General features: G+C 41.9%; 22 protein-coding genes and 1 riboswitch. Of the genes, 3 read left to right on the top strand and 19 right to left on the bottom strand.

Features of this window, described 5'->3' with window-relative positions:
* Positions 1–200: 200 nt before the first annotated feature.
* Positions 201–320, bottom strand: a riboswitch (FMN riboswitch).
* A 160-nt stretch (positions 321–480) separates the two neighbouring features.
* Positions 481–930 (top strand): acyl-CoA thioesterase, encoded by a 450-nt coding sequence (locus tag CSX02_RS00760; protein WP_031546433.1) that lies wholly within the window; start codon positions 481–483, stop codon positions 928–930.
* Between the two features lie 87 nt (positions 931–1,017).
* Here CSX02_RS00760 and CSX02_RS00755 read toward each other — a convergent pair whose 3' ends face one another.
* From CSX02_RS00755 to CSX02_RS00720, 7 genes are all read right to left on the bottom strand, one after another.
* The gene (locus CSX02_RS00755) at positions 1,018–1,797 is read right to left on the bottom strand and encodes a ZIP family metal transporter (protein WP_099385262.1); all 780 of its coding nucleotides are present in this window, start codon (positions 1,795–1,797) and stop codon (positions 1,018–1,020) included.
* A 37-nt stretch (positions 1,798–1,834) separates the two neighbouring features.
* Complete coding sequence (locus tag CSX02_RS00750) at positions 1,835–2,635, bottom strand: TIGR03915 family putative DNA repair protein (RefSeq protein WP_099385261.1); 801 nt, start codon at positions 2,633–2,635, stop codon at positions 1,835–1,837.
* Positions 2,632–4,095, bottom strand: a complete 1,464-nt coding sequence (locus tag CSX02_RS00745; protein WP_099385260.1) for a putative DNA modification/repair radical SAM protein — start codon at positions 4,093–4,095, stop codon at positions 2,632–2,634. The genes CSX02_RS00750 and CSX02_RS00745 overlap by 4 nt, the downstream gene beginning before the upstream one ends.
* Positions 4,096–4,302: 207 nt before the next feature.
* A complete protein-coding gene (locus tag CSX02_RS00735) occupies positions 4,303–4,551 on the bottom strand; it encodes a hypothetical protein (protein WP_099385258.1) in 249 nt (82 codons plus the stop codon).
* A 127-nt stretch (positions 4,552–4,678) separates the two neighbouring features.
* Entirely contained in the window at positions 4,679–5,056 is a 378-nt protein-coding gene (locus tag CSX02_RS00730; protein WP_099385257.1) for a hypothetical protein, read from the bottom strand.
* 25 nt (positions 5,057–5,081) lie between these two features.
* Positions 5,082–6,116 (bottom strand): threonine aldolase family protein, encoded by a 1,035-nt coding sequence (locus tag CSX02_RS00725; RefSeq protein ID WP_099385256.1) that lies wholly within the window; start codon positions 6,114–6,116, stop codon positions 5,082–5,084.
* A 114-nt stretch (positions 6,117–6,230) separates the two neighbouring features.
* Positions 6,231–6,989, bottom strand: a complete 759-nt coding sequence (locus CSX02_RS00720) for a transposase (protein WP_099385255.1) — start codon at positions 6,987–6,989, stop codon at positions 6,231–6,233.
* Positions 6,990–7,350: 361 nt separating this feature from the next.
* Between CSX02_RS00720 and CSX02_RS00715 the strand changes: the two genes are divergently transcribed.
* Positions 7,351–8,835, top strand: a complete 1,485-nt coding sequence (locus CSX02_RS00715; protein WP_099385254.1) for an AAA family ATPase — start codon at positions 7,351–7,353, stop codon at positions 8,833–8,835.
* On the opposite strand, the gene rsmH is transcribed toward CSX02_RS00715, so the two are convergent.
* The 7 genes from rsmH to pckA all read right to left on the bottom strand — a co-directional run bounded on the left by rsmH (position 8,832) and on the right by pckA (position 15,472).
* On the bottom strand, positions 8,832–9,899 hold the full coding sequence (gene rsmH / locus CSX02_RS00710) for a 16S rRNA (cytosine(1402)-N(4))-methyltransferase RsmH (protein ID WP_099385253.1): 1,068 nt from the start codon (positions 9,897–9,899) through the stop codon (positions 8,832–8,834). The two genes, CSX02_RS00715 and rsmH, sit on opposite strands and share 4 nt — an antisense overlap.
* A 16-nt stretch (positions 9,900–9,915) precedes the next feature.
* On the bottom strand, positions 9,916–10,533 hold the full coding sequence (locus tag CSX02_RS00705; RefSeq protein WP_242970384.1) for an ABC transporter ATP-binding protein: 618 nt from the start codon (positions 10,531–10,533) through the stop codon (positions 9,916–9,918).
* Entirely contained in the window at positions 10,530–11,351 is an 822-nt protein-coding gene (locus CSX02_RS00700; protein ID WP_099385252.1) for a hypothetical protein, read from the bottom strand. Before CSX02_RS00700 ends, CSX02_RS00705 begins: the two co-directional genes overlap by 4 nt.
* Positions 11,345–11,935, bottom strand: a complete 591-nt coding sequence (locus CSX02_RS00695) for a hypothetical protein (RefSeq protein WP_189281253.1) — start codon at positions 11,933–11,935, stop codon at positions 11,345–11,347. Before CSX02_RS00695 ends, CSX02_RS00700 begins: the two co-directional genes overlap by 7 nt.
* A 52-nt stretch (positions 11,936–11,987) precedes the next feature.
* Positions 11,988–13,193 carry a hypothetical protein gene (locus tag CSX02_RS00690; RefSeq protein WP_099385250.1) on the bottom strand — a complete coding sequence of 402 codons (1,206 nt, stop codon included), beginning with the start codon at positions 13,191–13,193 and terminating at the stop codon, positions 11,988–11,990.
* A gap of 93 nt (positions 13,194–13,286) precedes the next feature.
* Entirely contained in the window at positions 13,287–13,670 is a 384-nt protein-coding gene (locus CSX02_RS00685; protein ID WP_099385249.1) for a hypothetical protein, read from the bottom strand.
* Between the two features lie 197 nt (positions 13,671–13,867).
* Positions 13,868–15,472 carry a phosphoenolpyruvate carboxykinase (ATP) gene (gene pckA, locus CSX02_RS00680; RefSeq protein WP_099385248.1) on the bottom strand — a complete coding sequence of 535 codons (1,605 nt, stop codon included), beginning with the start codon at positions 15,470–15,472 and terminating at the stop codon, positions 13,868–13,870.
* Between the two features lie 316 nt (positions 15,473–15,788).
* Here pckA and trxA point away from each other — a divergent pair, with 316 nt between their 5' ends.
* Positions 15,789–16,097, top strand: a complete 309-nt coding sequence (gene trxA / locus CSX02_RS00675; RefSeq protein ID WP_099385247.1) for a thioredoxin — start codon at positions 15,789–15,791, stop codon at positions 16,095–16,097.
* Positions 16,098–16,187: 90 nt separating this feature from the next.
* Here trxA and CSX02_RS00670 read toward each other — a convergent pair whose 3' ends face one another.
* The 5 genes from CSX02_RS00670 to CSX02_RS00650 form a co-directional block, all read right to left on the bottom strand.
* The gene (locus CSX02_RS00670) at positions 16,188–16,577 is read right to left on the bottom strand and encodes a hypothetical protein (protein WP_099385246.1); all 390 of its coding nucleotides are present in this window, start codon (positions 16,575–16,577) and stop codon (positions 16,188–16,190) included.
* 99 nt (positions 16,578–16,676) lie between these two features.
* On the bottom strand, positions 16,677–18,233 hold the full coding sequence (locus CSX02_RS00665; protein ID WP_099385245.1) for an ABC-F family ATP-binding cassette domain-containing protein: 1,557 nt from the start codon (positions 18,231–18,233) through the stop codon (positions 16,677–16,679).
* 50 nt (positions 18,234–18,283) lie between these two features.
* Positions 18,284–19,180 carry a peptidoglycan editing factor PgeF gene (pgeF, locus tag CSX02_RS00660; protein WP_099385244.1) on the bottom strand — a complete coding sequence of 299 codons (897 nt, stop codon included), beginning with the start codon at positions 19,178–19,180 and terminating at the stop codon, positions 18,284–18,286.
* 2 nt (positions 19,181–19,182) lie between these two features.
* Positions 19,183–20,925, bottom strand: a complete 1,743-nt coding sequence (locus tag CSX02_RS00655) for a gluzincin family metallopeptidase (protein ID WP_143248108.1) — start codon at positions 20,923–20,925, stop codon at positions 19,183–19,185.
* A gap of 548 nt (positions 20,926–21,473) precedes the next feature.
* Positions 21,474–22,475 carry a flavodoxin family protein gene (locus CSX02_RS00650; RefSeq protein ID WP_099385242.1) on the bottom strand — a complete coding sequence of 334 codons (1,002 nt, stop codon included), beginning with the start codon at positions 22,473–22,475 and terminating at the stop codon, positions 21,474–21,476.
* Between the last annotated feature and the right edge of the window lies 1 nt (position 22,476).

Raw genomic sequence — 22,476 nt, 5'->3', positions numbered from 1 at the left:
ATTTCATATGCAAATCTCTGCGCATCCTCGCGGAGCGTTTATCTCAGTCGGAGATTGTAATCCCGACTGAGATAAAAAAACCGAAGACAAATGATTTCATTTATCTTCGGGTTTATACCAAATCATCCTGTAAACAAAAAAATCTGAAGCAAACCTGTTCGGTCAACTTCAGAGCATGATTACAACAATATGATTGTCTTATCGTTCTTCTCTCATCCAGACTATACTGTCGGCACAGGAATTGCACCTGTTCATGACTGCTATGCAGCCTCGCGGGCTTTACCGCCGGTAGGGAATCACACCCTGCCCCGAAGAATCATTCAATTGTATTTGTGTTTGAATACTTTTATACAGTATCGCACTCCTCTTCCAATGTCAAGGTGAATTTCCTTTTTCTAAATATTTTACCATTTCTGCAAAAAGTGATAGAATATATCAATAAATCTAATCAAACGAATCTGTGATATGGGAGGTATTCGTATGAAACATGAAATTACCATAAACGGACCGGAAGATATCGAAATCCAGCCTTATGAAAGAAAAGCACACTATCATGAAACCGATCAGATGGGCATCATTCACCACTCCAATTATGTGAAATGGATGGAAGAAGCCCGCATTGATTTGATGGATCAGATGGGTCTGAGCTACAAGCAGATGGAGGAAATGGAAATCATCAGTCCTGTATTATCCATCTCATTAAATTATTTAAGCCCGGTCCACTTTGATGATGAATTGATCATCGAAACCAAAATTCAAAAATATAACGGTGTCAAAATGGAGCTCGAATATAAGATGTATGATAAGGAAAGTCACGAAGTGCGCTGCACAGCAACCAGCAGTCACTGTTTCCTGTCCCGTTCCGGAAAACCGATTTCACTGAAGCGGTCATATCCGGAAATTGACACCAAATTCTTTGAGTATTCTTAAAAAACTATCACGGCTCACTGCCCGTTGCTCTCGTAATCCTCGAAAGTTCGGCGGACAGAACGGCCGTGATTTTTTTGCGTTTCTTTCTTATCCAAGTGCCACATCAAGTGTCATCATCAAACTGAATCCAATCATAAATGCCAATGTACCGATGTTGGAATGCTCTCCCTCTGCCATATCCGGCACAAGTTCTTCTACCACCACATAAATCATCGCACCGGCCGCAAAGCTAAGCAAATATGGCAAAACCGGCACAATCACACTCGAAAAAATAATGGTGATCAGACCTGCAATCGGCTCAACAATTCCAGACAGTACACCATACCACCATGATTTTGCTTTTGATACCCCTTGAGATTGCAGAGGCATGGATATAATCGCGCCTTCCGGGAAATTCTGAATTGCAATTCCAAGCGCCAAAGTAAAGGCTCCCATAAGGCTGATATTCTTGCTTCCGCCTACCCATCCGGCATAAAGAACTCCGACAGCCATTCCCTCCGGAATGTTATGTAATGTCACGGCCAAAACCATCATTGTTGTCTTTTTTAAATTTGCATGAGGGCCTTCTATCGTCTCATCAAGATGCATATGCGGTGTCACATGATCCAGTAAAAGCAGGAAAAGCATTCCCAGCATAAAACCGACAACTGCAGGGACAAATGCCAGTCGTCCCATATCTGCTGACTGATCCATTGCCGGAATCAGCAGACTCCAAACCGATGCTGCAATCATGACTCCCGCGGCAAAACCGCTCAACGTCTTGGTGAGCTTTGCGCTCAAATCTCTTTTCATGAAAAATACACAAGATGAGCCCAATACAGTTCCGAGGAATGGAATTAGCAGACCTTGTGTCACTTGTAATACCATTCGTAATACCTCCTATTAATCATTCGGTCTGCCTTTATCATAGAACATTTTCGTTTTCACAGCAAGTTTGCTTTTCCGTTCTCATCTCCATGAATTCCACTGCATGTTTGCGCGTCCAAATTGGATACAAATTCTTCTGGCATCGCTCGTTTTTGCGTTCCTGTATTGCTGTCGTTTCAAAAAAGATTTTCCATAATACTTCCATACGGTCATTGTTCTTTTCTATTTCCATGAGACGCTCCATCTCTTCGGCTGTCAAATCAACAAATTGATAAAATCCGTCTTTCGGATGGACAACAGCCATCCGATTCGTGAGATCCGCTATCATCCATGATTCGGAAGGCATCCGGTCCAGAAACACTTCTGCGAGCGCAGGGATTATCCGGCTGCGTGGCTCAATGATTGCCACATATCTGTGATTTACTTCATGAAACCGTGTGAATTCCCTGAAATGACTGATCTCATTTCCAATGCTGCATCTCATCTCCCTGAAACGCATGATATCTTTGTACTGCACCATTTCAAGCACATACGGTCCATATGCAAAGCCAAGCAGCAGCACACGAAACAGCACATCAGCCACATCCGGTGCTTCATACATCCCAACATGTGCAATCTCATAATAGAATTGCGGACTCAGCTTTCGATTCACTGCATCCACAACCTTTTCCGCCAACGCGGTATCCGCTTTTACATGGATATATTCGTCAAACAATGTGTACTGCACCACCGGTTCAAAAATCAATTGGATATTTGCCTGTCCCCGTTTCTGTGTCCATGCCTCATAGATGCAGGTCAGCACAGATTCCCAGTCTTTCTCACAACAATAATAGATCATGCCTGCCCCTCCATATGAAAATCACGAAACAGGTTCATCTGTTGATAGGTCACTGTATTGCCTTCTATCTTTGCAATCTCCACTCGATCCAGATCAGTCAGCTGATTGCGGATAAAATTCTGTGAAATTGGAATCGGATAAAGCATTTTCCCGTTGCATGTTATAAAATATTGTGCCCGTTTCAAAGCGATATGCATTTTTTTCAGCATGTCAAAGTTTACCGAGCCATACCTTCTTGCGCTCATGATTTTCTTGACTCCTGTCGGCCCGATTCCGGGCACACGCAAGAGCTGATCGTAAGACGCACGGTTGATTTCGACCGGAAAATCTCCCAAATGGCGCAAGGCCCATTCGCATTTCGGATCGATATGCCGGTCGAAAAACGGCTGCTCCTCTGACAATAATTCATTTGCATGAAAACCATAAAAGCGCATCAACCAGTCTGCCTGGTATAAGCGGTGTTCACGCAGCAGCGGAACCGGCGTCCCGATTTCCGGCAATGCGGTATCGTCATTAATCGGGATATATCCGGAATAAAAAACGCGTTTCAAATCAAATGACTGATATAATTGCTGACTCGTTCGTATCAGTTCAAAATCCGTCTCCTCCGTCGCTCCGATAATCATCTGTGTACTCTGTCCGGCGGGCGCAAAATCGCGATGTAACAGGGCATCCATCCGCTCTGCAGGATATTGGAATCGCATTGTCTGAAGACTCTGCGCTGCATTAGCCTCAATGCGTCGGCTTGTTTCGCCAAAGATGGAATTCTCCAGATGGCGGTTGATTCCGGCGCGATCAAGCCTTGCAGTTTTCCCATGTGCAATCCGGTTCACCGCAATCGTCTCTGAAATACAATTCATTGGCCGTATGATTTGATTCATATGTTTATTAGGACACAGTTTTCCCAAGCTTGCCTGTGTCGGCAGTTCCATATTCAGACTGATACGATCGGCAAGTAGTCCGGCCGAATAGAGCAATTCTGCCGAAGCCCCCGGAATCGCCTTTACATGAATATATCCGTTGAAATGATAGACCGTGCGGAGCAATCGCAGTGTCTGGCACATTTTTTCCATCGTCTCATTCGGATTATTCAACACTCCGGAACTCAAAAACAATCCCTCTATATAATTGCGACGGTAAAACTCTACTGTTAATTCGCAGATTTCCTGCGGCGTAAAGGTAGCACGCGCAATATCATTGGATTTGCGATTGATGCAATACTTGCAGTCATAGACACAATGATTCGACATCAGGATCTTCAATAATGAGATGCATCTCCCATCTGCCGCAAAGGCATGACATACGCCCGCAGCAACAGAATTGCCCAGCATCCCTTTCTGACCTCTGCGATCAGATCCGCTTGAGGTACATGCTACATCATACTTCGCCGCATCCGACAGAATCTTTAATTTTTCCTCTATACTTTTTTCCAAAGTAACCGCAGGTACCGATTGTCCCATCTCTATCACCATCCGAATGTTTGTTCGACTTTTGTTATTTTTATTATACGAACATTTGTTTGCTTTTTCAAGTCTTTTTTCAAAAATGCAAAACAAAAAATCTCTATATCATATCTGCTATGATATAGAGATTCTATTGATCAGATTTGCATGTACCGGTATTGCACATGTTCAATTGATTTCATATGATTCATATAATTCATATAATTAGTATAATTCGACCGGTTTCATATGCTTTTTCCCATCTGCACTATGCGCCAACTGGTTTGCGATGCGATAAAGCGCTTTTGCCACAATTCGTCTGATTGCGCATTTCCGTGGAATCTGCACCAAATTAGACACCCGCCAGATTTGCTCCAACGGATCCGTTATTTCGAGCCCCTCTGCTTTTGCCCAGGCCGGCACGCTTGCAGGCTGTAAGCAACTCGCGTGATTAAACAATTCCATTTTCATCATATCTTTCCTCCATATACATATGCCGTTTCCGTTGACATTTTCATCCTAACACAGGCAGATATGGATTCAAGCGATTCTGACCAACAGGTCAATTATTGGGAACAAGTGGTTTGTTTTTGCAGGTCATTTACAGATCCTCATATTGCACCTGTCCGTTTTTCAGGCGCGGATTGATTTTCCGAACGCGCAGACATTCGCTTTTATAGCCGTTAAAATTGGATACCAGATTTGATAATCTGATAATGGTCTCCTTATTTCGCTCGATTGCACGTCGCATAAATTGATCGGCAGGATCGTCAGAATGCGCCGTGTTATCATATTTTGCAACGCCTCTTTTTAAGCTTTCGATATCCTCTTTTACACAGGTCAGATGCATATCCTGATCCTCTGCAAGCATTCTCAAACACTCCTGTTTTGCATGCGCTTCATCTTTTGCGATAACCAGAAATTCGGAATCCAGTCCCTCTTTTAAATGAAAACTATTTTCCACCAGATAAATATTCAATCGTCCTTCCCCTTTTCCAAATCATTTATAGCTGCGCGAGGACCTGATTCAACGCCTCGAGATTTTCCTCAGTGGTCGACCAGGCTGTTGCGAACCGGATCACCGTATGCGTTTCATCATATTTTTCCCAGAAGCTTGTCACTACATGCTTCTCAAGCTGTCGCGCCTTCTCATCTTCAATTATAACAAACTGTTGGTTTGTTGGGGATTCCAAATAAAAATTCATGCCATGTTTTTTTAAGATTTCTTTTAATTTTTCTGCCATTTCAATTGCATGGCGGCTCACTTGCATATACAGGTCGTCTGTAAACAGCACATCATATTGCAATCCTGTCAGCCAGCCTTTTGCCAGCATTGCCCCGTGCTGTTTTGTCATCGTATAAAAATGCTTCGGCGCATTCGCATGTGTGAAAACCACAGCTTCTCCAAACAAAGCTCCCACTTTGGTTCCACCAATATAAAATACATCGCAATTTGCAGCCAGTGTCTCCAGCGTCAAATCGCTTTCCTTACTCGCCAGCCCGTATCCGAGACGCGCACCGTCCACAAATAACGGAATATCATATTGTTTGCATATTGCATGAATCTGCTCCATCTCATCCTTCGAATAAATGGTTCCGTATTCTGTCGGATATGAAATATAAACCATCCCCGGGAATACCATATGCGTATAATTATCATCCCCATAAAATCCGGCAATGTAATCTTTCAGCTCCTTCGCATCGATTTTTCCGTCATGTCCCGGAATGGTCAGCACCTTATGTCCGGTATATTCCACAGCGCCTGCTTCATGCGCATTGATATGGCCAGTGTCCGCAGATACAACACCTTCGTAATCAGCAAGCATTGCACCGATAATTGTCGAATTGGTTTGGGTCCCACCTACCAAAAAATACACATCCGCATCCTGGCAATGACAGGCATTCTTTATTTTTTCTTTGGCCTGCGCAGTATAATGGTCCGTTCCATATCCCGGCAGCAGCTCCATATTGGTTTCTTCAAGTTTCTTCAAGATTGCAGGATGTGCTCCGGCAATGTAGTCACTGGCAAAGTTCAGCATCTTTCTCTCCTTTGGGGACGGGGGTCAGCGGATAGTCGTGTGTCCCTAAAGGTATAGTACCCCGTCCCCAAAGGAGAGAAGGGTGTCCCCAAAGGCAAAAAAAATCGCGCCAAGTCACCGTCTGTTTTTTATTTTTTTGATAATATATGTCGATATTCCGGTTATTCTGGCCATCTGTTTGACTGGAATACCATGCTTCAGTATTTTTCTTATAATTTGATTTCTTTTCGTCATCGCAATCTGCTGCAATTGAGAAACAGAATCCAGTCCGGAAATTTCCAAAACTTTCGCAATTGCATCTGCATCCTCCAACCGTTTGGAAGATGTATATTCCATGCATTCTGCCTGCTCTTGCTCATGCAGATATTTCATACATTCCTTCTTGTTCTGAAAACAGTTCAATAATTCATATATATCCACGAAAGAGCTATCCATATTTTTCAATGCATGATAGCTGGACCATTGATAATCAGCGATTGAAGCAACCAGTTTTGCCTTATATGGATTTTGCAAAATATAACGAAAAACAGTTAAAAAATACGGAACATCATTTACCGGTTCGCTTTTAAACCGATCCTGAAACAAATATCCATATCGACGATATTTGAAATTATACCATTTCGCATAGTGTCCTGCAATTCTTGCAATAAAGGAATGTAATTCCATTTTCGTTTCCCCTACCAATAAATGGATATGATTATCCATCAAACAATATGCAAACAGTTTAAACCCACATTCCTCCTTATATAGTTTCAGCAATTCCAAAAACTTCTCATAGTCCTCCACAGTTTCAAAAATAATCTGTTTGTTATTTCCGCGTAAAATCACATGGTAAATACCAGTATACGCCTTCTCCCTTGCCTTTCTTGGCATTCTTAGATTCTCCTTTCTCTATTTAATTAACACCACATGAAAAATCGGATAGAAAAATATCCGGCGAAGCTGATCATCCTGTCGTAAAAGATGATTCGAATATGCATTGCAGATCCCTCATATTAAAAGAAGTATGTCGAATAAAAATACAGAAAATAATACTTTATGCTAGATTAGTATAACAACTTCTGATAAAATTGCAAGTGAACGAATTATTTTTTAGTATTATTTAATAAAAATGGATGGAGCATTTGCGGCTAGATTTTACCTTTAGGGACACCCTTCTCTCCTTTGGGGACGGGGTACTACACCTTTAGGGACACCTGACTATCCGCTGACCCCCGTCCCCAAAGGAGAGAAAATGCCAGTATTCGACTTCACATCAACCACCCCGGACAACCAGTCTGTTTGCACCTATACCACATTTCAGTCATCTGCGTCAATTGCAACTGCGGATGCGCCGATTATGGTAATCGATCATTCAAAACGAAAGTGGGCACATCATGCGAACGGAGTCTTTACCAATCCGGTCAAACGAACCTCGTTTGAATTTGAATTGGATGGAGAAGGCATGATATCTGCCGACATTTTGGAAATTGATATCAGATTTGTTGCACTTTTAAAATGGCTCGGTGAAAACCATATCCAGGTCAAGCTGTCGGGTGAAAATACCGACCGTGGATATGCGGTATATAAGATACGCGAGAATGCATTCAATGGAGGCAATAAGCTGTCGGCTTCCGATGGATTCCTGGAATTTATGATGGAAAGACTCCTGGCAAGCGATGCTCCGACAGATGATATGGAAGAGGACGATCCGGAGGCCGAAGGCGACGATATGAAGCTGACAAGCCTGCAAAGCATTACTGATTTTATCACATGCGCCGGGCGGACACTCCCGGACAATATCCGGCTGTGGGCACGCAGAAATCTGGCAGTTGCCAATTCTCATGAAGTCACTGTGGAGGAGCGTCGCCATGCACAGCGTGCGCTTTCAATGATGATGAATATTCAGTGGAAAAATAATTATTTTGAATCCATTGATCCGGTGGAAGCACGCCGGATTCTGGATGAAGAATTATATGGAATGGAATCCGTCAAGCAGCGCGTTATGGAGACCATTATTCAGATCAATCGCACCCATACGCTTCCGGCTTACGGACTATTGATTATCGGACCGGCAGGAACCGGAAAATCGCAAATTGCATATGCGGTTGCCAAGATATTAAAGTTGCCTTGGACCACATTGGATATGAGTTCCATCAACGATCCAGAACAGTTGACCGGAAGTTCGCGCATCTATGCCAATGCCAAGCCGGGAATCATTATGGAGGCATTCGCTTCTGCGGGCACTTCCAATCAGGTCTTTATCATCAACGAGCTGGACAAGGCCAATTCCGGAAAGGGTAACGGCAATCCGGCCGATGTACTTTTGACTTTGCTGGACAATTTGGGATTTACCGACAATTACATGGAATGTATGATTCCTACCAGCGGGGTCTATCCTATTGCCACTGCAAATGAAAAATCCATGATTTCCGCGCCTTTGATGTCGCGCTTTGCGGTAATTGAGATTCCGGATTATTCACCGGAAGAGAAGGCAATCATTTTTGAAAAATATGCATTTCCGAAAGTATTAAAGCGCATCGGCCTCTCCCCGGAAGAATGTGTTCTGACGAAGGACGGCATTGATGCCGTCATCGAAAAACATCGGAATCTGTCCGGCATCCGCGACCTTGAACAGGATGCGGAGCATTTGGTTGCCAATGCGCTCTATACAATTGAAACGGAAAAAATCGAGAAAGTCATTTTAGACCGCGCTCGTGTACTGAAAATATTACACTAATCTATCGTGCACAAATCTGCAGTACTGCGCACTGCCCATCTCATTTTGGTGGATTTTGCACGCGGATTCATACGACATTCCTGTGCGGAAGGTCGTATGACATCCCTGCAGATTTCTGAATAAATACCATTTTGGTATCCCTCTTTAAATGCCCGCTTCACCAGGCGGTCTTCTCCCGAATGAAATGTCAAAATCGCCACTCTCCCTCCCGGTTTCAAAACAGATGGAAGCTTATCCAAAAATGCATAAAGCACTTCAAATTCACTGTTTACATCGATGCGCAGTGCCTGAAAGGTTCGCTGGCATGACTTCTTGACAGCTTCGGCACGCTCGTCTTTTGACAAATAGACCAGCGCTGCCTCGATTGCCTCACGAAGTTCAGTCGTCGTATCCATTGCCGCACCCTTTTGCATTCGGAAGAATACCTTATCGGCAATCTCCTGTGCATAGGGCTCATCGGAGTTTTCAATCAGCATGCCTACAAATTCTTCCTTGGTAATCTCGCGCAGGCGCTGTGCCGCACTGCTGCCCTTGTTCGGATTCATCCGCAAATCAAGCGGTCCGTCAATTTTATAAGAAAAGCCGCGCTGTGGATTGTCAATCTGCATGGATGAAACCCCAAGATCCGCCAGGATGAAGTCAAACTTTCCAGCCTCAGAAGCAACCTCATCGATATTTGCAAAATTGGTCAAGCGGAATTGGAACCGGTTCTCATCAAATCCCAAATCACGCAATCGCTTCGTCGTCTTCTCCGACTCAATCGGATCGACATCCAGCCCGTAAATGCATCCATTTCCGTTCAGTTGTTCCAACATGCGCCTGGTGTGTCCACCATAACCGAGCGTCGCATCAAGCCCCTGCTGTCCCGGCTTTATCTGCAAAAAGTCCAGGATTTCCTGCACCATAATCGAGATATGCATTCCTGCAGGCGTGCTGCCTTTTTCTATGACATGCGCAATCGTATCCGCATATTTCTGTGGATTATGCTCTTTATATTTTTCCTCGAATTTCTTCGGATACTTTCCCGAATAATGAATTCTGCGCTTATGCTTTTGTTCTTCCATGGAACCATCCTTATTCTTATTTTATGGAACCTTTTTGAATATAATAAGTCTGATTGCACAACATCTCAATATCAATCGGATTATGAGAACTTAAAATGATTGTCTTGCCTTTATTGGCTTCCTCATTCAGACGATTGCGAAGCTTCTCCGTCATCTCTGCATCCAATCCGTTAAAAGGTTCATCCATGATTAATATAGCCGGATCCTCCATCAGAGTCTGTGCCACCCCAAGGCGTTGTCGCATACCAAGCGAATATTTGCGAATAGGGCGTCGATCACACGGATCCAATCCGACTGTATTCATACTATCATAAATATCCTGTTTCGAACACTTTTTATTAATCTGTGCGAGAATTTTTAAATTCTTATAACCGGAATAATATGGAATAAAGCCCGGAGTCTCTATAATTGCACCAATATTTTTTCTTTCTTCCTCCGTAGCAGGTTTTCCATCTAATACAATTTCTCCTTCATAAGAAGAAAAGAAACCGCAGATACATTTCATAATTAATGTCTTGCCGGAGCCGTTCGGACCGACAAGTCCGGTGATTTCTCCGCTCTTTGCAACCATGTCAATCTTGTTCAATAATTGTTTCTCTTTAATCGTTAATGATAAATCCCTTACCTCAATCACAATTCATTCTCCTTTAACCGATCCACATCTGTTCGCATGAATTTCAAATATGCCAGTACATGAAATGCAATCCCGACAATGATTAACAACGCCAGCGACAAATATGGATTAAAATAGTAGCGTTTAAAATACTTCTGATAATGTGTGCACAAAATCGAATGTGCCTGTGGAAAGTACCACTTCAATTGAATATCCAAAAATACCATTCCAATACCAACGGCCAGAATCACCATCTGTATCACGCTGAATATCTTTTTGCTGCCACAAGAGAATCCAAGCATTTGAAATCCCAACAGCATTTGTAAATAAGCCCATAACAACACAATACTAAATACAAGTGCCTGTAACGGCGGCATTTGATTATATAATTGAAATGGAATGTATTGAAGCAATCCCATCTGCTTTCCATAATCAGATATATTTAGGCTCCAGCCATTCGCGACAAATACAAGCGGAGCCATTCGAATCAGTACAAACGCAAATACCACTCCTATATAGGTCATAATTGCCAAAAAAGAAAATAGCATCTGCGAGATAAACCATTTTTTACGTCCACATCGCAGGATTAAAAAATACAGATTTGAATCCGAGGATGGATAATCCGACATAATGATTACAAAAACAATTGTGATAAAGAACAAAAACAATCCTGCATTTAATACAACAATTCCTGACTCATATACGCTAAATGGCTCATTTGTTCTCGCATATACGTTATAAAGCTTCGTAATCACAATTGAATTGATTAAAGCCATAAGCACAATTACAATCACATTTTTCGAATTTAAAATCCATTTACTATACAAATAATTTAACATTGCATCCACCGCCTATCCATCAAATATACCGCCGCCACATCTATAATCACTGTCATAATTAACAGTAATACTATCGGCAGATCTTTTGCATAAACAATGTAATTGATTAAAAATGTCAATGTAACCGTAATATAAGGATTCGCAGACAGTGATGCCACAAAGACCAATATTGCAGAAATCCAAAGTGCATACACCAATGAATAGGTGACTCCGACCAGAATCTCTCCATTTAATTCAGGCATAACCCCATTTCTTCTGAAAATAAGAAGCACGCTGATTACAAATATCGCATATGAAGCAATTAAGCAAATGATGGCATTCAGATGGTTTATAATAACCACATCCGCAATATATTTCTTCTTCCCGCTGCGTATCTTCACCATCTTGTAATAACCGACTCTAAGTTCATCACACCAATACGGAATCATGACAATTCCAATCGCAATGGGCAACACAAAATAAAACCAATCAAGAAAGCAGCTTGTAAAAGAAAAACTTTCTCCTACTTGCCTAATCGCTTTTGGATATTTAAAAAGTATCTCTATAAAAGTAATCGGTACCCCTTCCCTTACAATTGTGTCCATAAGGAAATAAGAAAAATATAGCAAACCTATCCCAACGAATAATTTCTTTCTATCAGTTCTCCTCCACATCTGTGCTATCCCCCTGTCCCATTCCATAGCCTTTGTCGCCCAGATTCGTATACACTTCGCCTGTAATCATATCAACATTAACATAAGCATATTCATTTGATTCCAGGATTCCATTCTCCAATTTGTTATCATCCGCACATTGAATCATAAAGGAATACACCGGACGCGTCTCAATCTGTCTTCCTGCCTTTAAATAATATGATGTCTCCTCCTTTTCATAAACCGGTCTCAACATATATAATGGTTCGATTTCAGCCACTTTTAAATCATGAAATGATGCAACTTCATTTTCAAAGATTCTAATTGCAGATGGAAAATCAATTATTCTATCGAATGGTTGTTGCTTTTCAATTTCAAACATTCCCATCATTGAAAAGGCAGCTATCTGACTAATTTTTTCAACAGTGATTTCGGAAAAAGTGCACATTGATTCTATCTGCATACTATCGACATTCTCTTTAATACAAACTCCATAGTAATCTAATATCATTCCATTATGGCTTATTTCATACTCAATTGTTACAACATCCTTCCCATCCGTATTCTTTCGAATGTAAATAGTCCTCGGCTCCAGGTCAAATGCTTTGTTATATTTTACTGATTTTATTGTCTCCGTCATTTGAATTAATAAATCATTGAGTAAAATGTCTCCATCGATCAAATGAATCGTCCGCTCAATTGAATCCCCTCTTTTCAGAAAAATCTTCTCGATTCCCTTAGATGAATCAACTTCACTTTTCTTTTGTTTTAAATACGCCATTTCTCCGCTTGGATTAATCCACATATAATCCTTTTCATCTTCAAATAGATCCGATATATCTCCGTCCCACACTCCTTGATCAACTTTCTTTTCAAGTTTTTTCATACCAAACAAATCCATATAGTATTCATCATATTTTGTATAATCTTTTACAAGGGAATAAGTGACATCATCTATCTCTTTTACTTTGGAGAAATCAACTTTTGTCGGATAAGTGATATTTTGATCTTTATTAGGTATAGAATCCATTGATGCTTTTCTTAAATCTTCGACAGAACAATATGATAGCTCATAGTCTGTTTTTGATTTATTCTCCCCATAATGACTCATATTCTCCTGAACTTTCTGTGGAACTGCATGACATGCAGTTATGCACATTACACAAAAAAACAATAGAGATATGACAGAAATATTTTTCTTTTTATGCATCCGCTTAACAACTCCTTACGATTATTGTATATAAGTGCAGACTAAAGATTGAATATCGCCTAATCTGCACTTATAAAAATCTATTATCGAAAATTAATATTTAAAAGTTCCTTTTGGATAATTAGTGCGATTTCCATTTTTCTTAAAAGTAACCTTCGCAAAAATATTCCTACCTTTCTTTGCTGGAGCAGATACATATATTCCAGAATGATCCGCATAAGCATCAATTCCACTCGAACAATACAGATGAACTTCTGCACCATCTGTTACTCGAGTCGTCGTCATTACAGTTGACGTTTCATTAGTTGTTACATCTTCGGACCATTGCCAAATACTATCTGATGCCAGACCACCTTTTACATAGCGAAGATTCCATGTATCAGTTGTATACGCTGCATACGTAGGAACTGCGTTATAACACAAAAACGAAATACTCAATGCAAAAACTACCCCTAGTTTTACTAATTTTTTAACCATAGCATTATCTCCTTTCGTATATATATGGTTATTCGTTACAATTTCACTCTAAACTTCTTAATCGTTTTCGTCAAGGTGGACAAATTTTAAGATTTTCTTAAGATTTATAAAATATATTCTATAAGCCAAAAAGGCTCTTCTATAACGAAAAAAGGCCTCTACACACTGTGTAGAGACCTTTATCATCAATTATTCTTTTAGACGGTAGGACCTGCAGAAACAAGTGCCTTACCAGCTTCATTGGTTGTATACTTCACGAAGTTCTTGTTGAATCTTGCAGCAAGATCCTTAGCCTTAGCTTCCCATTCAGAAGCATCTGCATAAGTGTCGCGAGGATCAAGAATTGCAGGATCAACACCAGGAAGCTCTGTAGGAACTTCAAAGTCAAACATAGGAATCTTCTTGGTAGGAGCCTTGTTGATATCTCCGCTTAAGATTGCATCGATGATTCCTCTGGTATCCTTAATGGTGATACGCTTTCCGGTTCCGTTCCATCCGGTATTTACAAGGTAAGCCTTTGCACCGGATTTCTGCATCTTCTTAACCAATTCTTCTGCGTACTTGGTCGGATGAAGCTCTAAGAATGCCTGTCCGAAGCAAGCTGAGAAGGTAGGAGTCGGCTCGGTAATTCCACGCTCGGTTCCTGCAAGCTTTGCAGTAAATCCTGAAAGGAAGTAGTACTGAGTCTGTTCCGGAGTCAGGATAGAAACCGGTGGCAATACACCGAATGCATCTGCTGAAAGGAAGATTACGTTCTTTGCTTCCGGAGCAGAAGAAACCGGCTTAACAATATTGTTGATGTGGTTAATTGGATAAGAAACACGAGTATTCTCGGTTACGCTCTTGTCATCAAAGTCAATCTTTCCGTTTGCATCAACGGTAACATTCTCAAGAAGTGCATTTCTCTTGATTGCATTGAAGATGTCCGGCTCAGACTCTTTGTCAAGTCCGATAACCTTTGCGTAGCAACCACCTTCAAAGTTGAATACGCCGTTGTCATCCCAACCATGCTCATCATCACCGATCAAAAGACGCTTAGGATCGGTAGAAAGTGTTGTCTTACCTGTTCCGGAAAGACCGAAGAAGATTGCGGTATTCTTTCCGTCCATATCGGTATTTGCTGAGCAGTGCATAGAAGCGATGCCCTTAAGTGGGAGGTAGTAGTTCATCATAGAGAACATACCCTTCTTCATCTCTCCGCCGTACCATGTGTTGATGATAACCTGCTCACGGCTGGTGATATTGAAAGCTACACAAGTCTCAGAATTCAATCCAAGCTCCTTGAAGTTTTCAACCTTAGCCTTAGAAGCGTTGTAAACAACGAAATCAGGCTCAAAGTTTGCAAGCTCATCCTCTGAAGGAATGATGAACATGTTCTTTACGAAATGTGCCTGCCAAGCTACTTCCATGATGAAACGAACTGCCATACGGGTATCCTTGTTTGCACCACAGAATGCATCTACTACAAAAAGTCTCTTTCCTGAGAGCTCTTTCTTTGCGATATCTTTTACTACAGCCCATGTGTCTTCTGACATCTCATGGTTGTCGTTTGGATATTCAGGAGTGTTCCACCATACGGTGTCCCTTGAATTTGCATCCATAACGATGTATTTGTCTTTTGGAGAACGGCCAGTGTAAATACCGGTCATGACATTTACTGCACCAAGCTCGGTGTCAACGCCAACTTCGAATCCCTCGTTTGTAGATTTTACTTCCTCATCGTATAAAGCTTCAAAAGAAGGATTATAAACGATCTCGGTAGTTCCAGTAATGCCATACTTTGTTAAATCAATGTTTGCCATCTTTCTGTTCCTTTCTCTATATATGTATTTATTTTGATACAAAACCGATTTGCTTCCTATGATACTTTATATCGGTTTCAAGGTCAATAGAAACGCGTGAAAAAATTAACAAGCTTACTCATTTAATTGTATCGTAACATGTTTTATACGAACCTTCAATTATAATTGTGACGGATTTTCCGCCCGTGGCAGGCATTTTTATTGTAATTATCCCCACGGACCTCCATATTCGCAATCGCAAAATTAAATTTTGCAAAATTTATCTTGACACAACTAATTTAATTGTGTACAATGCAATCATAAGGAGGACAAACATATGGTTAATAAACTTTCACAAAATGATTTTTCATCTGCAATCGCGAATGGAGTTAGCGTTGTAGATTTCAATGCAACCTGGTGCGGACCATGCAAAATGCTCGGACCTATCCTTGAAGAAGTTTCAAACGAGATGGACGGTGTTAATTTCTACGCAGTAGACGTAGACGAGAATCCGGATCTTGCAAAAGAATATAAGATCATGAGTATTCCTGCTGTTGGCGTCTTTAAAGATGGCAACCTCCAGGAAATGAATGTTGGTCTTGTTCCAAAGGATGCACTTGTATCTTTCATCAACAACAACAAATAAAAACAACCCAATTATCATAAACAACAAGAAAAACCACCCATTACTCTCTCTTTGAGAATAACGGGTGGTTCTTTTTACAGAATCGTTCTTTTATAAAAGATTGTATTTTTTACATCTTTCAAGCTGTTCGCTTGTTAATTTTTCTTTATGCAAATTAATATATCCGGTTATAAATTGTATTGCGTAAATTTGATCAACCTCATCCAAATTATCAATCCGATCATAGGCATCCAACAATTCATCTACCGAATCTTCACGAGAAGATAATTCTTTGAACTCATCATATTCTTCTTCTAAATGTTCCACCCCTGACTCCATGTCGTTATAAGAAAGCAAATTCACTAAATTGGAACTATCAAGCACCTTGTCAACCACTTGTTTTGTGCTCTCAGTGGCCTTTTGATTATGGTATATAAATATCCCGCCACCTACGGCAACAATAACCAAAATCAACACGATGCCAATCAGCTTTTTCTTCATAGATTATACCTCCATCATTGTAAATACCCCATGAATTAATTTTACAACTACATTATATTCTTAAAAAAAACGAAAAAATAGATGTACTAATTACTCATATTATAAGACTCTCGTCGTCCAGTGGCTGCAGTCCCACACATCGGTGGCAAGTCCTTCATAAAAATCCGGTTCATGGCAGACCATCAGGATGCTGCCCTTATAGTCTATCAGAGCTCTCTTTAATTCCTCTTTCGCATCCACATCAAGGTGGTTTGTCGGCTCATCCAATAAAAGGATATTGGTATCCTTGTTGATTAATTTGCACAGGCGTACCTTTGCCTGTTCTCCTCCGGAAAGGACACGCACCTGACTTTCGATATGTTTGGTGGTCAGTCCGCACTTGGCCAGGGCGCTTCGCACTTCAAACTGGCTCATTCCCGGAAATTCTTTCCAGATTTCTTCGATACAATTGTTGGTCACAGACTGATCCATCTCCTGCTCGAAATAGCCGATTTCGAGGTAGTCGCCCCGCTCTACCGAACCGCCAAGCGGCTGAATCAGTCCCAGAATACTCTTGAGCAGGGTCGTCTTTCCGATTCCGTTTGCTCCTGTCAGAACAATTTTTTGTCCACGCTCCATCGAGAGATTCAATGGTGTGGAAAGCGGATCATCATAGCCAATCACCAGATCATGTGTCTGGAAAATATAACGCGACGGTGTTCTTGCTTCGCGGAATTCAAATTCCGGCTTTGGCTTTTCGCGATCGAGTTCAATCAAGTCCATATTATCCAGCTTTTTCTGGCGTGACATTGCCATATTTCTGGTTGAGACACGCGCCTTATTGCGTGCCACAAAATCTTTCAGCTCCGCAATTTCTTTCTGCTGCTTGTTATAAGCAGCCTCCTGCTGTGCCTTCTTCATCTCATAGACTTCCATGAATTTATCATAATCGCCGACATAACGATTCAACTGCCGGTTGTCCATATGATAAATCAAATTAACCACACTGTTTAAGAACGGAATGTCATGTGAAATCAAAATGAAAGCGCTCTCATATTCATTCAGATAGCGCTTCAGCCATTCAATATGCTCCACATCCAGATAGTTGGTCGGCTCATCCAGCAAAAGGATATCCGGCTTTTCCAAAAGAAGCTTTGCCATTAAGACTTTGGTACGCTGTCCGCCGCTTAATTCCGTCACATCGCGGGATAATCCAAGCTCCGCGATTCCAAGTGCACGCGCAACCTCGTCCACCTTCGCATCGATCATATAGAAATCATGCATGGTCAGCAGATCCTGCAGTGTTCCCGCCTCATCCATCAGACGGTTCATCTCATCCTCATCCACATCGGCAAGTTTTGCATAGATTTCATTCATCTGGTTTTCCATCTCATATAAGAAGTCAAATGCGCTATGCAGCACAGACTCGATGGTCATCCCTTTTTCCAGTACAGTATGCTGATCCAGATAACCCACGCGGACATTCTTTGCCCATTCAATCTTGCCTTCATCCGGCATGAGTTTGCCGGTGATGATATTCATAAAAGTCGATTTACCTTCCCCATTTGCGCCTATCAGGCCGATATGCTCGCCCTTGAGCAGACGGAAGGACACATCATCAAAAATCGCACGGTCGCCAAAACCGTGCGTTAAATGTTCTACATTTAAAATGCTCATAATTCACCTAATCCGATTTTTGTACTTATCCTGAAACGAATCCTATTCTATCATGAGTTTTTCTCAGTTGCAAGCGATGATTTGATCATCAAAAATGCACCAAGATTGCCCCTTTTGCCATGGCTGGCACGGTGCGAAAATAACAATTTCGGATTGCAGCAGGTACAAAGCTGTGTCGTCTCGATTCGCTCCGGTCTGACTCCTGCAGTGGTCAAAACAATCTCATTGGAACGCCACAGATCCAGCAGATATTTCTGCTCAATGTTTACCTCTGCATTCAGCGGCCAAACGACTTCACTGCCGAATTCCTGCACGAAGCGCATTGCAACATCCTCACTGACCTCATAACAGTCTTTGCAGATGCTTGGTCCGATGGCTGCATAGACATCCTGCGGCTGTGTTCCAAATGCATCATGCATTGCCTCCAGTGTCACCTGCCCCATCCGGCTGACCGTGCCTCTCCATCCGGAATGTGACAATCCGATTGCCTGATGCACCGGATCCACCAGATAAATCGGCACACAATCCGCAAAAAAGGTTGCAAGACAAAGTCCCGGGACATCGGTAATCAGCCCGTCAACATCCGTATAATCTTTTGGACATACCACACCCTTTCCCGCGTCTTCCTCCGTCACGCGGCGCACATTGACCGTATGCGTCTGGTCAGAGCAGACAACATGGTTGCTGTCTGTTCCAAGCGCCTGCAGGATACGCCGGTAATTCTCGCGGACGTGCTGTTCCTTGTCACCTCTGGTGAAACTTAAATTCATCGTTGAAAAAATGCCTTCGCTCACACCACCCATGCGTGTTGAAAAGCAATGCGACACAAAATCCAACTGCTTCAACGACGGGAATAAAAGGAGCGGAAGGCTCCCGCAATCCAAAACAGGTTCCCAGCTTACGGGAACCTGTTTTGACAATTGATTTGTATGATATTGATATTCCATTCTTACTGCACCTGCTTGATAATCATATCTGCAATTCCTTTCATGGTACCGTCCTCAAACGGAGTTCCGACACCAATTCTTTCGAGGGTTTCCTTGTATCCGTCTCCCTCGCCGGCGCGGACAATATCCATATAGGTCTTGCAGGCTTTGTCAAAATCGGTCTGTGCAATTTCCCATACCTCAAGTGCAGGTACTACGGAAACCGCATAACTGATATAATAGAGCGGAGACTCAAAATTGTGTGATACCATCACCCAAAGCGTATCTCCCTTTCCTTTTGTATATTCACCTTTAAAATATTCATCCGCAACCTCTACAAAGATTGCATTGATTTTGTCGGTAGAAACACTCGCCTCATCCAGTTCATAGACTCTTCTCTGGAATTCATCAAACATGCAGCCTTCGAGTACACTGTCTACGCGCTGATAAAGTGTATATTCAGAAGCTGCATCTCCAAGCCCTTCGCCGAGCATATCCCCGTAGAAATTGGTGTACAGCAATTCCAAAGCCTGTGATGCAATCTCCGCCAGATCAAGATTCTGCACGGACTGACTCGCTTCTTTGACATTGACACAGAAGGAATTGAAATGTCCGAATTCATGAATCAATGTCATAAAATCATAGAAACTGTCCGACGGCTGACTGTACAGGAACGGTTCATTATAAACCGGAATAAAGGTGGTAAATCCGCCATCGCTCTTCTTCTTGTCATATTCGACATTATAAAGATGAAACTTCTTCATATAGTCAAAATTGGATTCCAAAACCGGATCCACTTTGGCAAGATACTTGCGAATCGTTTCAAGCTTATCGTCCACGCTTTTTGAATTTGACCACATATCCAGCTGCGTGCTTGCCATCGAATTCATATTTTGGGTCAGTGTATGAAATGCCGGAACCATCTCTTTCTTGACCACATCGCAAAATTCCTGCGCATCCTTCGGTGTATAGTCACGGTCATAACTGTCCTTATATGCATATTCATTGTAATTCTCATATCCGGCTTCTGTCGCAATTTTCATACGCACCTTTACGAGATCCACGTAAATCGGTGCAAGCGTATCGGCCATTGCGTTCATACAGCCATAATAGCCTTCGACATACTGGTCATAAGTGATGTTGCCTGCATATACGGCATCAAGCAGACTGTCCATTGTATATGCCTGATTGTTGATGGTATAGGTAAATTCCTTGACTGCAGCCTTATTGTAATCATTCTCCAGGCTCTGTTCCTCTTTGCGAAGCTTCTTTTGATTGTCGGTCATCGCCTGATAATTTTCAAAGAGGTCCACATCATCCTCATCCCACGCGTCTCTTAACACATCCGCGCAAGGTGATTCCAGTGCATCTTTGCCGAGGATGCAATACTGGTCTCTGATTTCATCATATACTTCCGTGATATAAACGAGTTCATCCTGGTAATATTCATCATTTGCATCCAGAGAATTGTATAATTGTGCAAGCGAATACGAGGCTTCCATTACTGCGAGCTCATCTTCGATTGATTCAAAATCCTTTACAATCTGTTCTGCGTTATCCGCATCCTCCATATCCTTGCGGATTCCTTCCATTGTCTTCTTTACCGCGGTCGGATCGAAATGTTCATATTTCATTTCCGAAAAATCGGTACTTCCGAGAATGGTATCACTTAATTCGTATTCTTCATATGAGGTTTCAAAAAAAGAGCATCCCGTATTCAAAAGAAGAACCGTGCAAAGCAGCACCGCCATAATTTTCTTTTTCATTTTCATTCTATAACTCCTTATCCATTTTCTTATCTAACAGTTTAACAGAAAACCCCTGAATAGAAAACCTCCAATTAAAACAGAACAGGCACCTGATGAATCCTCTTGATTACATCAGGTGCCTATTCCTTCGAAATATTCAATTATCCGTTACCTCATCCTTCTTTATCTTCTTTTTACTTCTCATCCGGTTTCCTGTTCTTCATTTTTCTTAGTGGATGGTTGGTGCCAATGTGTTTCATTGCCCATATTCTTTTGTTTGATTAACCACTGTTTTTGAATCATTCTTCCGGGATCAAAGGGGTTGCTTCTTACCAATTCTGAACTATCCCAATGGACTGTACCTCCTTATTGGATTCCTTTTGTTGAGTTTAATATAACATGTCGCCCGTCATTTGTCAAACATTTCTTTTAATTTGTTATAATTGTCAATCTATTAAAGCGTAAAACCGCATTATGTTGCTACAATTTTACAGTAAATATGACATGCCTAATCACAAAAACGGCCGACAATTGTCGGCCTTAGCTTTTGTCCGTATGTACAGAAATTATTTTTGAATATTGCCATGCGCATTCGGATCCGGTTCAAACGGCGGTCGATCAAATGCAGCATATGGTGCTTTGAGTTCTTTTAAATTGGTAATGGTTCCCGCCGGCTGAGCCTGCGTCTTAATCTCAGTGGAATGCTCGAGTTTGCCTGCCCAGCGCAGTCGTGAGCGCTCCATCTCTTCTTTTGTATAATGCATTTCCAGGCGTCCATCCACAATTTCAAATGTGCCATGACTTCCGCAAACAACACAGTCTGCAGTCTTCTTATCATGCGCAATCTGAATCAGACGCGTATGGCAAACCGGACAACATCCTTCTTCATCACCACGCCATTTGATGCGTTCTTCTTCGGTAGTTGCCTCAAGTGAAGCGACAATATTCTGTCCCACCTTTGTCATGCGGTCCATCATCTCCGGATAACCAAGCACAGATTCATGTGCCATCGCGCCCCAATATTCTACGGTATCGATGACATCGATGCCCATCGGGAAAGTGAATTCGTACATCATCGGCATGGTCAATGCAATCCAGTTCTCGGTCATAGCACCGCCGACCGAAATCAAAGCTGCCGTTCTTGGCTTCAGGCAACGCTTATCAGGGAGCTGTTCTTCCGGAATTCCTTTTGCTTCGCCTTCCTCAATTGCAACTTTGCGAAAACTGAAATCATGACTCGGTCCAATACGGTCACAAATGGTCTTGAAGCGGCCGGTGACGGATGTCTCATATGTCGGGCATGCAAGGATGACCGCATCCGATTGCATGATGCATTCATCGAGGATATCAAAATCATCATGCTGTACACAATACCCTCTGCCGCGTCCGCTCATAATACCGATCACGCAGGCAATACAACCTGTACAATTGTTGATTTTCAAATCATCCGCACGAATAAAAGCGGTCTCACAGCCTGCTTTCTCACATTCCATCAGGGCATGTTTTACCATGATGTCGCAATTGCTCATTTTTCTTCCAAAGGAAATTCCAAGAACTTTCTTTGACATA

Source organism: Agathobacter ruminis (genome assembly GCF_002735305.1).
Classification (GTDB): Bacteria; Bacillota; Clostridia; order Lachnospirales; family Lachnospiraceae; genus Roseburia; species Roseburia ruminis.
The sequence above is the reverse complement of the archived record's forward strand: the minus strand, read 5'-3'. Positions and strand labels throughout refer to the sequence as shown.

Bases quoted from the DNA above. Each gene is read 5' to 3' on its own strand.
- CSX02_RS00760 (WP_031546433.1), top strand. From the start codon at position 481: ATGAAACATGAAATTACCATAAACGGACCGGAAGATATCGAAATCCAG.
- CSX02_RS00755 (WP_099385262.1), bottom strand. From the start codon at position 1,797: ATGGTATTACAAGTGACACAAGGTCTGCTAATTCCATTCCTCGGAACT.
- CSX02_RS00750 (WP_099385261.1), bottom strand. From the start codon at position 2,635: ATGATCTATTATTGTTGTGAGAAAGACTGGGAATCTGTGCTGACCTGC.
- CSX02_RS00745 (WP_099385260.1), bottom strand. From the start codon at position 4,095: ATGGGACAATCGGTACCTGCGGTTACTTTGGAAAAAAGTATAGAGGAA.
- CSX02_RS00735 (WP_099385258.1), bottom strand. From the start codon at position 4,551: ATGATGAAAATGGAATTGTTTAATCACGCGAGTTGCTTACAGCCTGCA.
- CSX02_RS00725 (WP_099385256.1), bottom strand. From the start codon at position 6,116: ATGCTGAACTTTGCCAGTGACTACATTGCCGGAGCACATCCTGCAATC.
- CSX02_RS00720 (WP_099385255.1), bottom strand. From the start codon at position 6,989: ATGCCAAGAAAGGCAAGGGAGAAGGCGTATACTGGTATTTACCATGTG.
- CSX02_RS00715 (WP_099385254.1), top strand. From the start codon at position 7,351: ATGCCAGTATTCGACTTCACATCAACCACCCCGGACAACCAGTCTGTT.
- rsmH (WP_099385253.1), bottom strand. From the start codon at position 9,899: ATGGAAGAACAAAAGCATAAGCGCAGAATTCATTATTCGGGAAAGTAT.
- CSX02_RS00700 (WP_099385252.1), bottom strand. From the start codon at position 11,351: ATGTTAAATTATTTGTATAGTAAATGGATTTTAAATTCGAAAAATGTG.
- CSX02_RS00695 (WP_189281253.1), bottom strand. From the start codon at position 11,935: ATGGACACAATTGTAAGGGAAGGGGTACCGATTACTTTTATAGAGATA.
- CSX02_RS00690 (WP_099385250.1), bottom strand. From the start codon at position 13,193: ATGCATAAAAAGAAAAATATTTCTGTCATATCTCTATTGTTTTTTTGT.
- CSX02_RS00685 (WP_099385249.1), bottom strand. From the start codon at position 13,670: ATGGTTAAAAAATTAGTAAAACTAGGGGTAGTTTTTGCATTGAGTATT.
- pckA (WP_099385248.1), bottom strand. From the start codon at position 15,472: ATGGCAAACATTGATTTAACAAAGTATGGCATTACTGGAACTACCGAG.
- trxA (WP_099385247.1), top strand. From the start codon at position 15,789: ATGGTTAATAAACTTTCACAAAATGATTTTTCATCTGCAATCGCGAAT.
- CSX02_RS00670 (WP_099385246.1), bottom strand. From the start codon at position 16,577: ATGAAGAAAAAGCTGATTGGCATCGTGTTGATTTTGGTTATTGTTGCC.
- CSX02_RS00665 (WP_099385245.1), bottom strand. From the start codon at position 18,233: ATGAGCATTTTAAATGTAGAACATTTAACGCACGGTTTTGGCGACCGT.
- pgeF (WP_099385244.1), bottom strand. From the start codon at position 19,180: ATGGAATATCAATATCATACAAATCAATTGTCAAAACAGGTTCCCGTA.
- CSX02_RS00655 (WP_143248108.1), bottom strand. From the start codon at position 20,925: ATGAAAAAGAAAATTATGGCGGTGCTGCTTTGCACGGTTCTTCTTTTG.
- CSX02_RS00650 (WP_099385242.1), bottom strand. From the start codon at position 22,475: ATGTCAAAGAAAGTTCTTGGAATTTCCTTTGGAAGAAAAATGAGCAAT.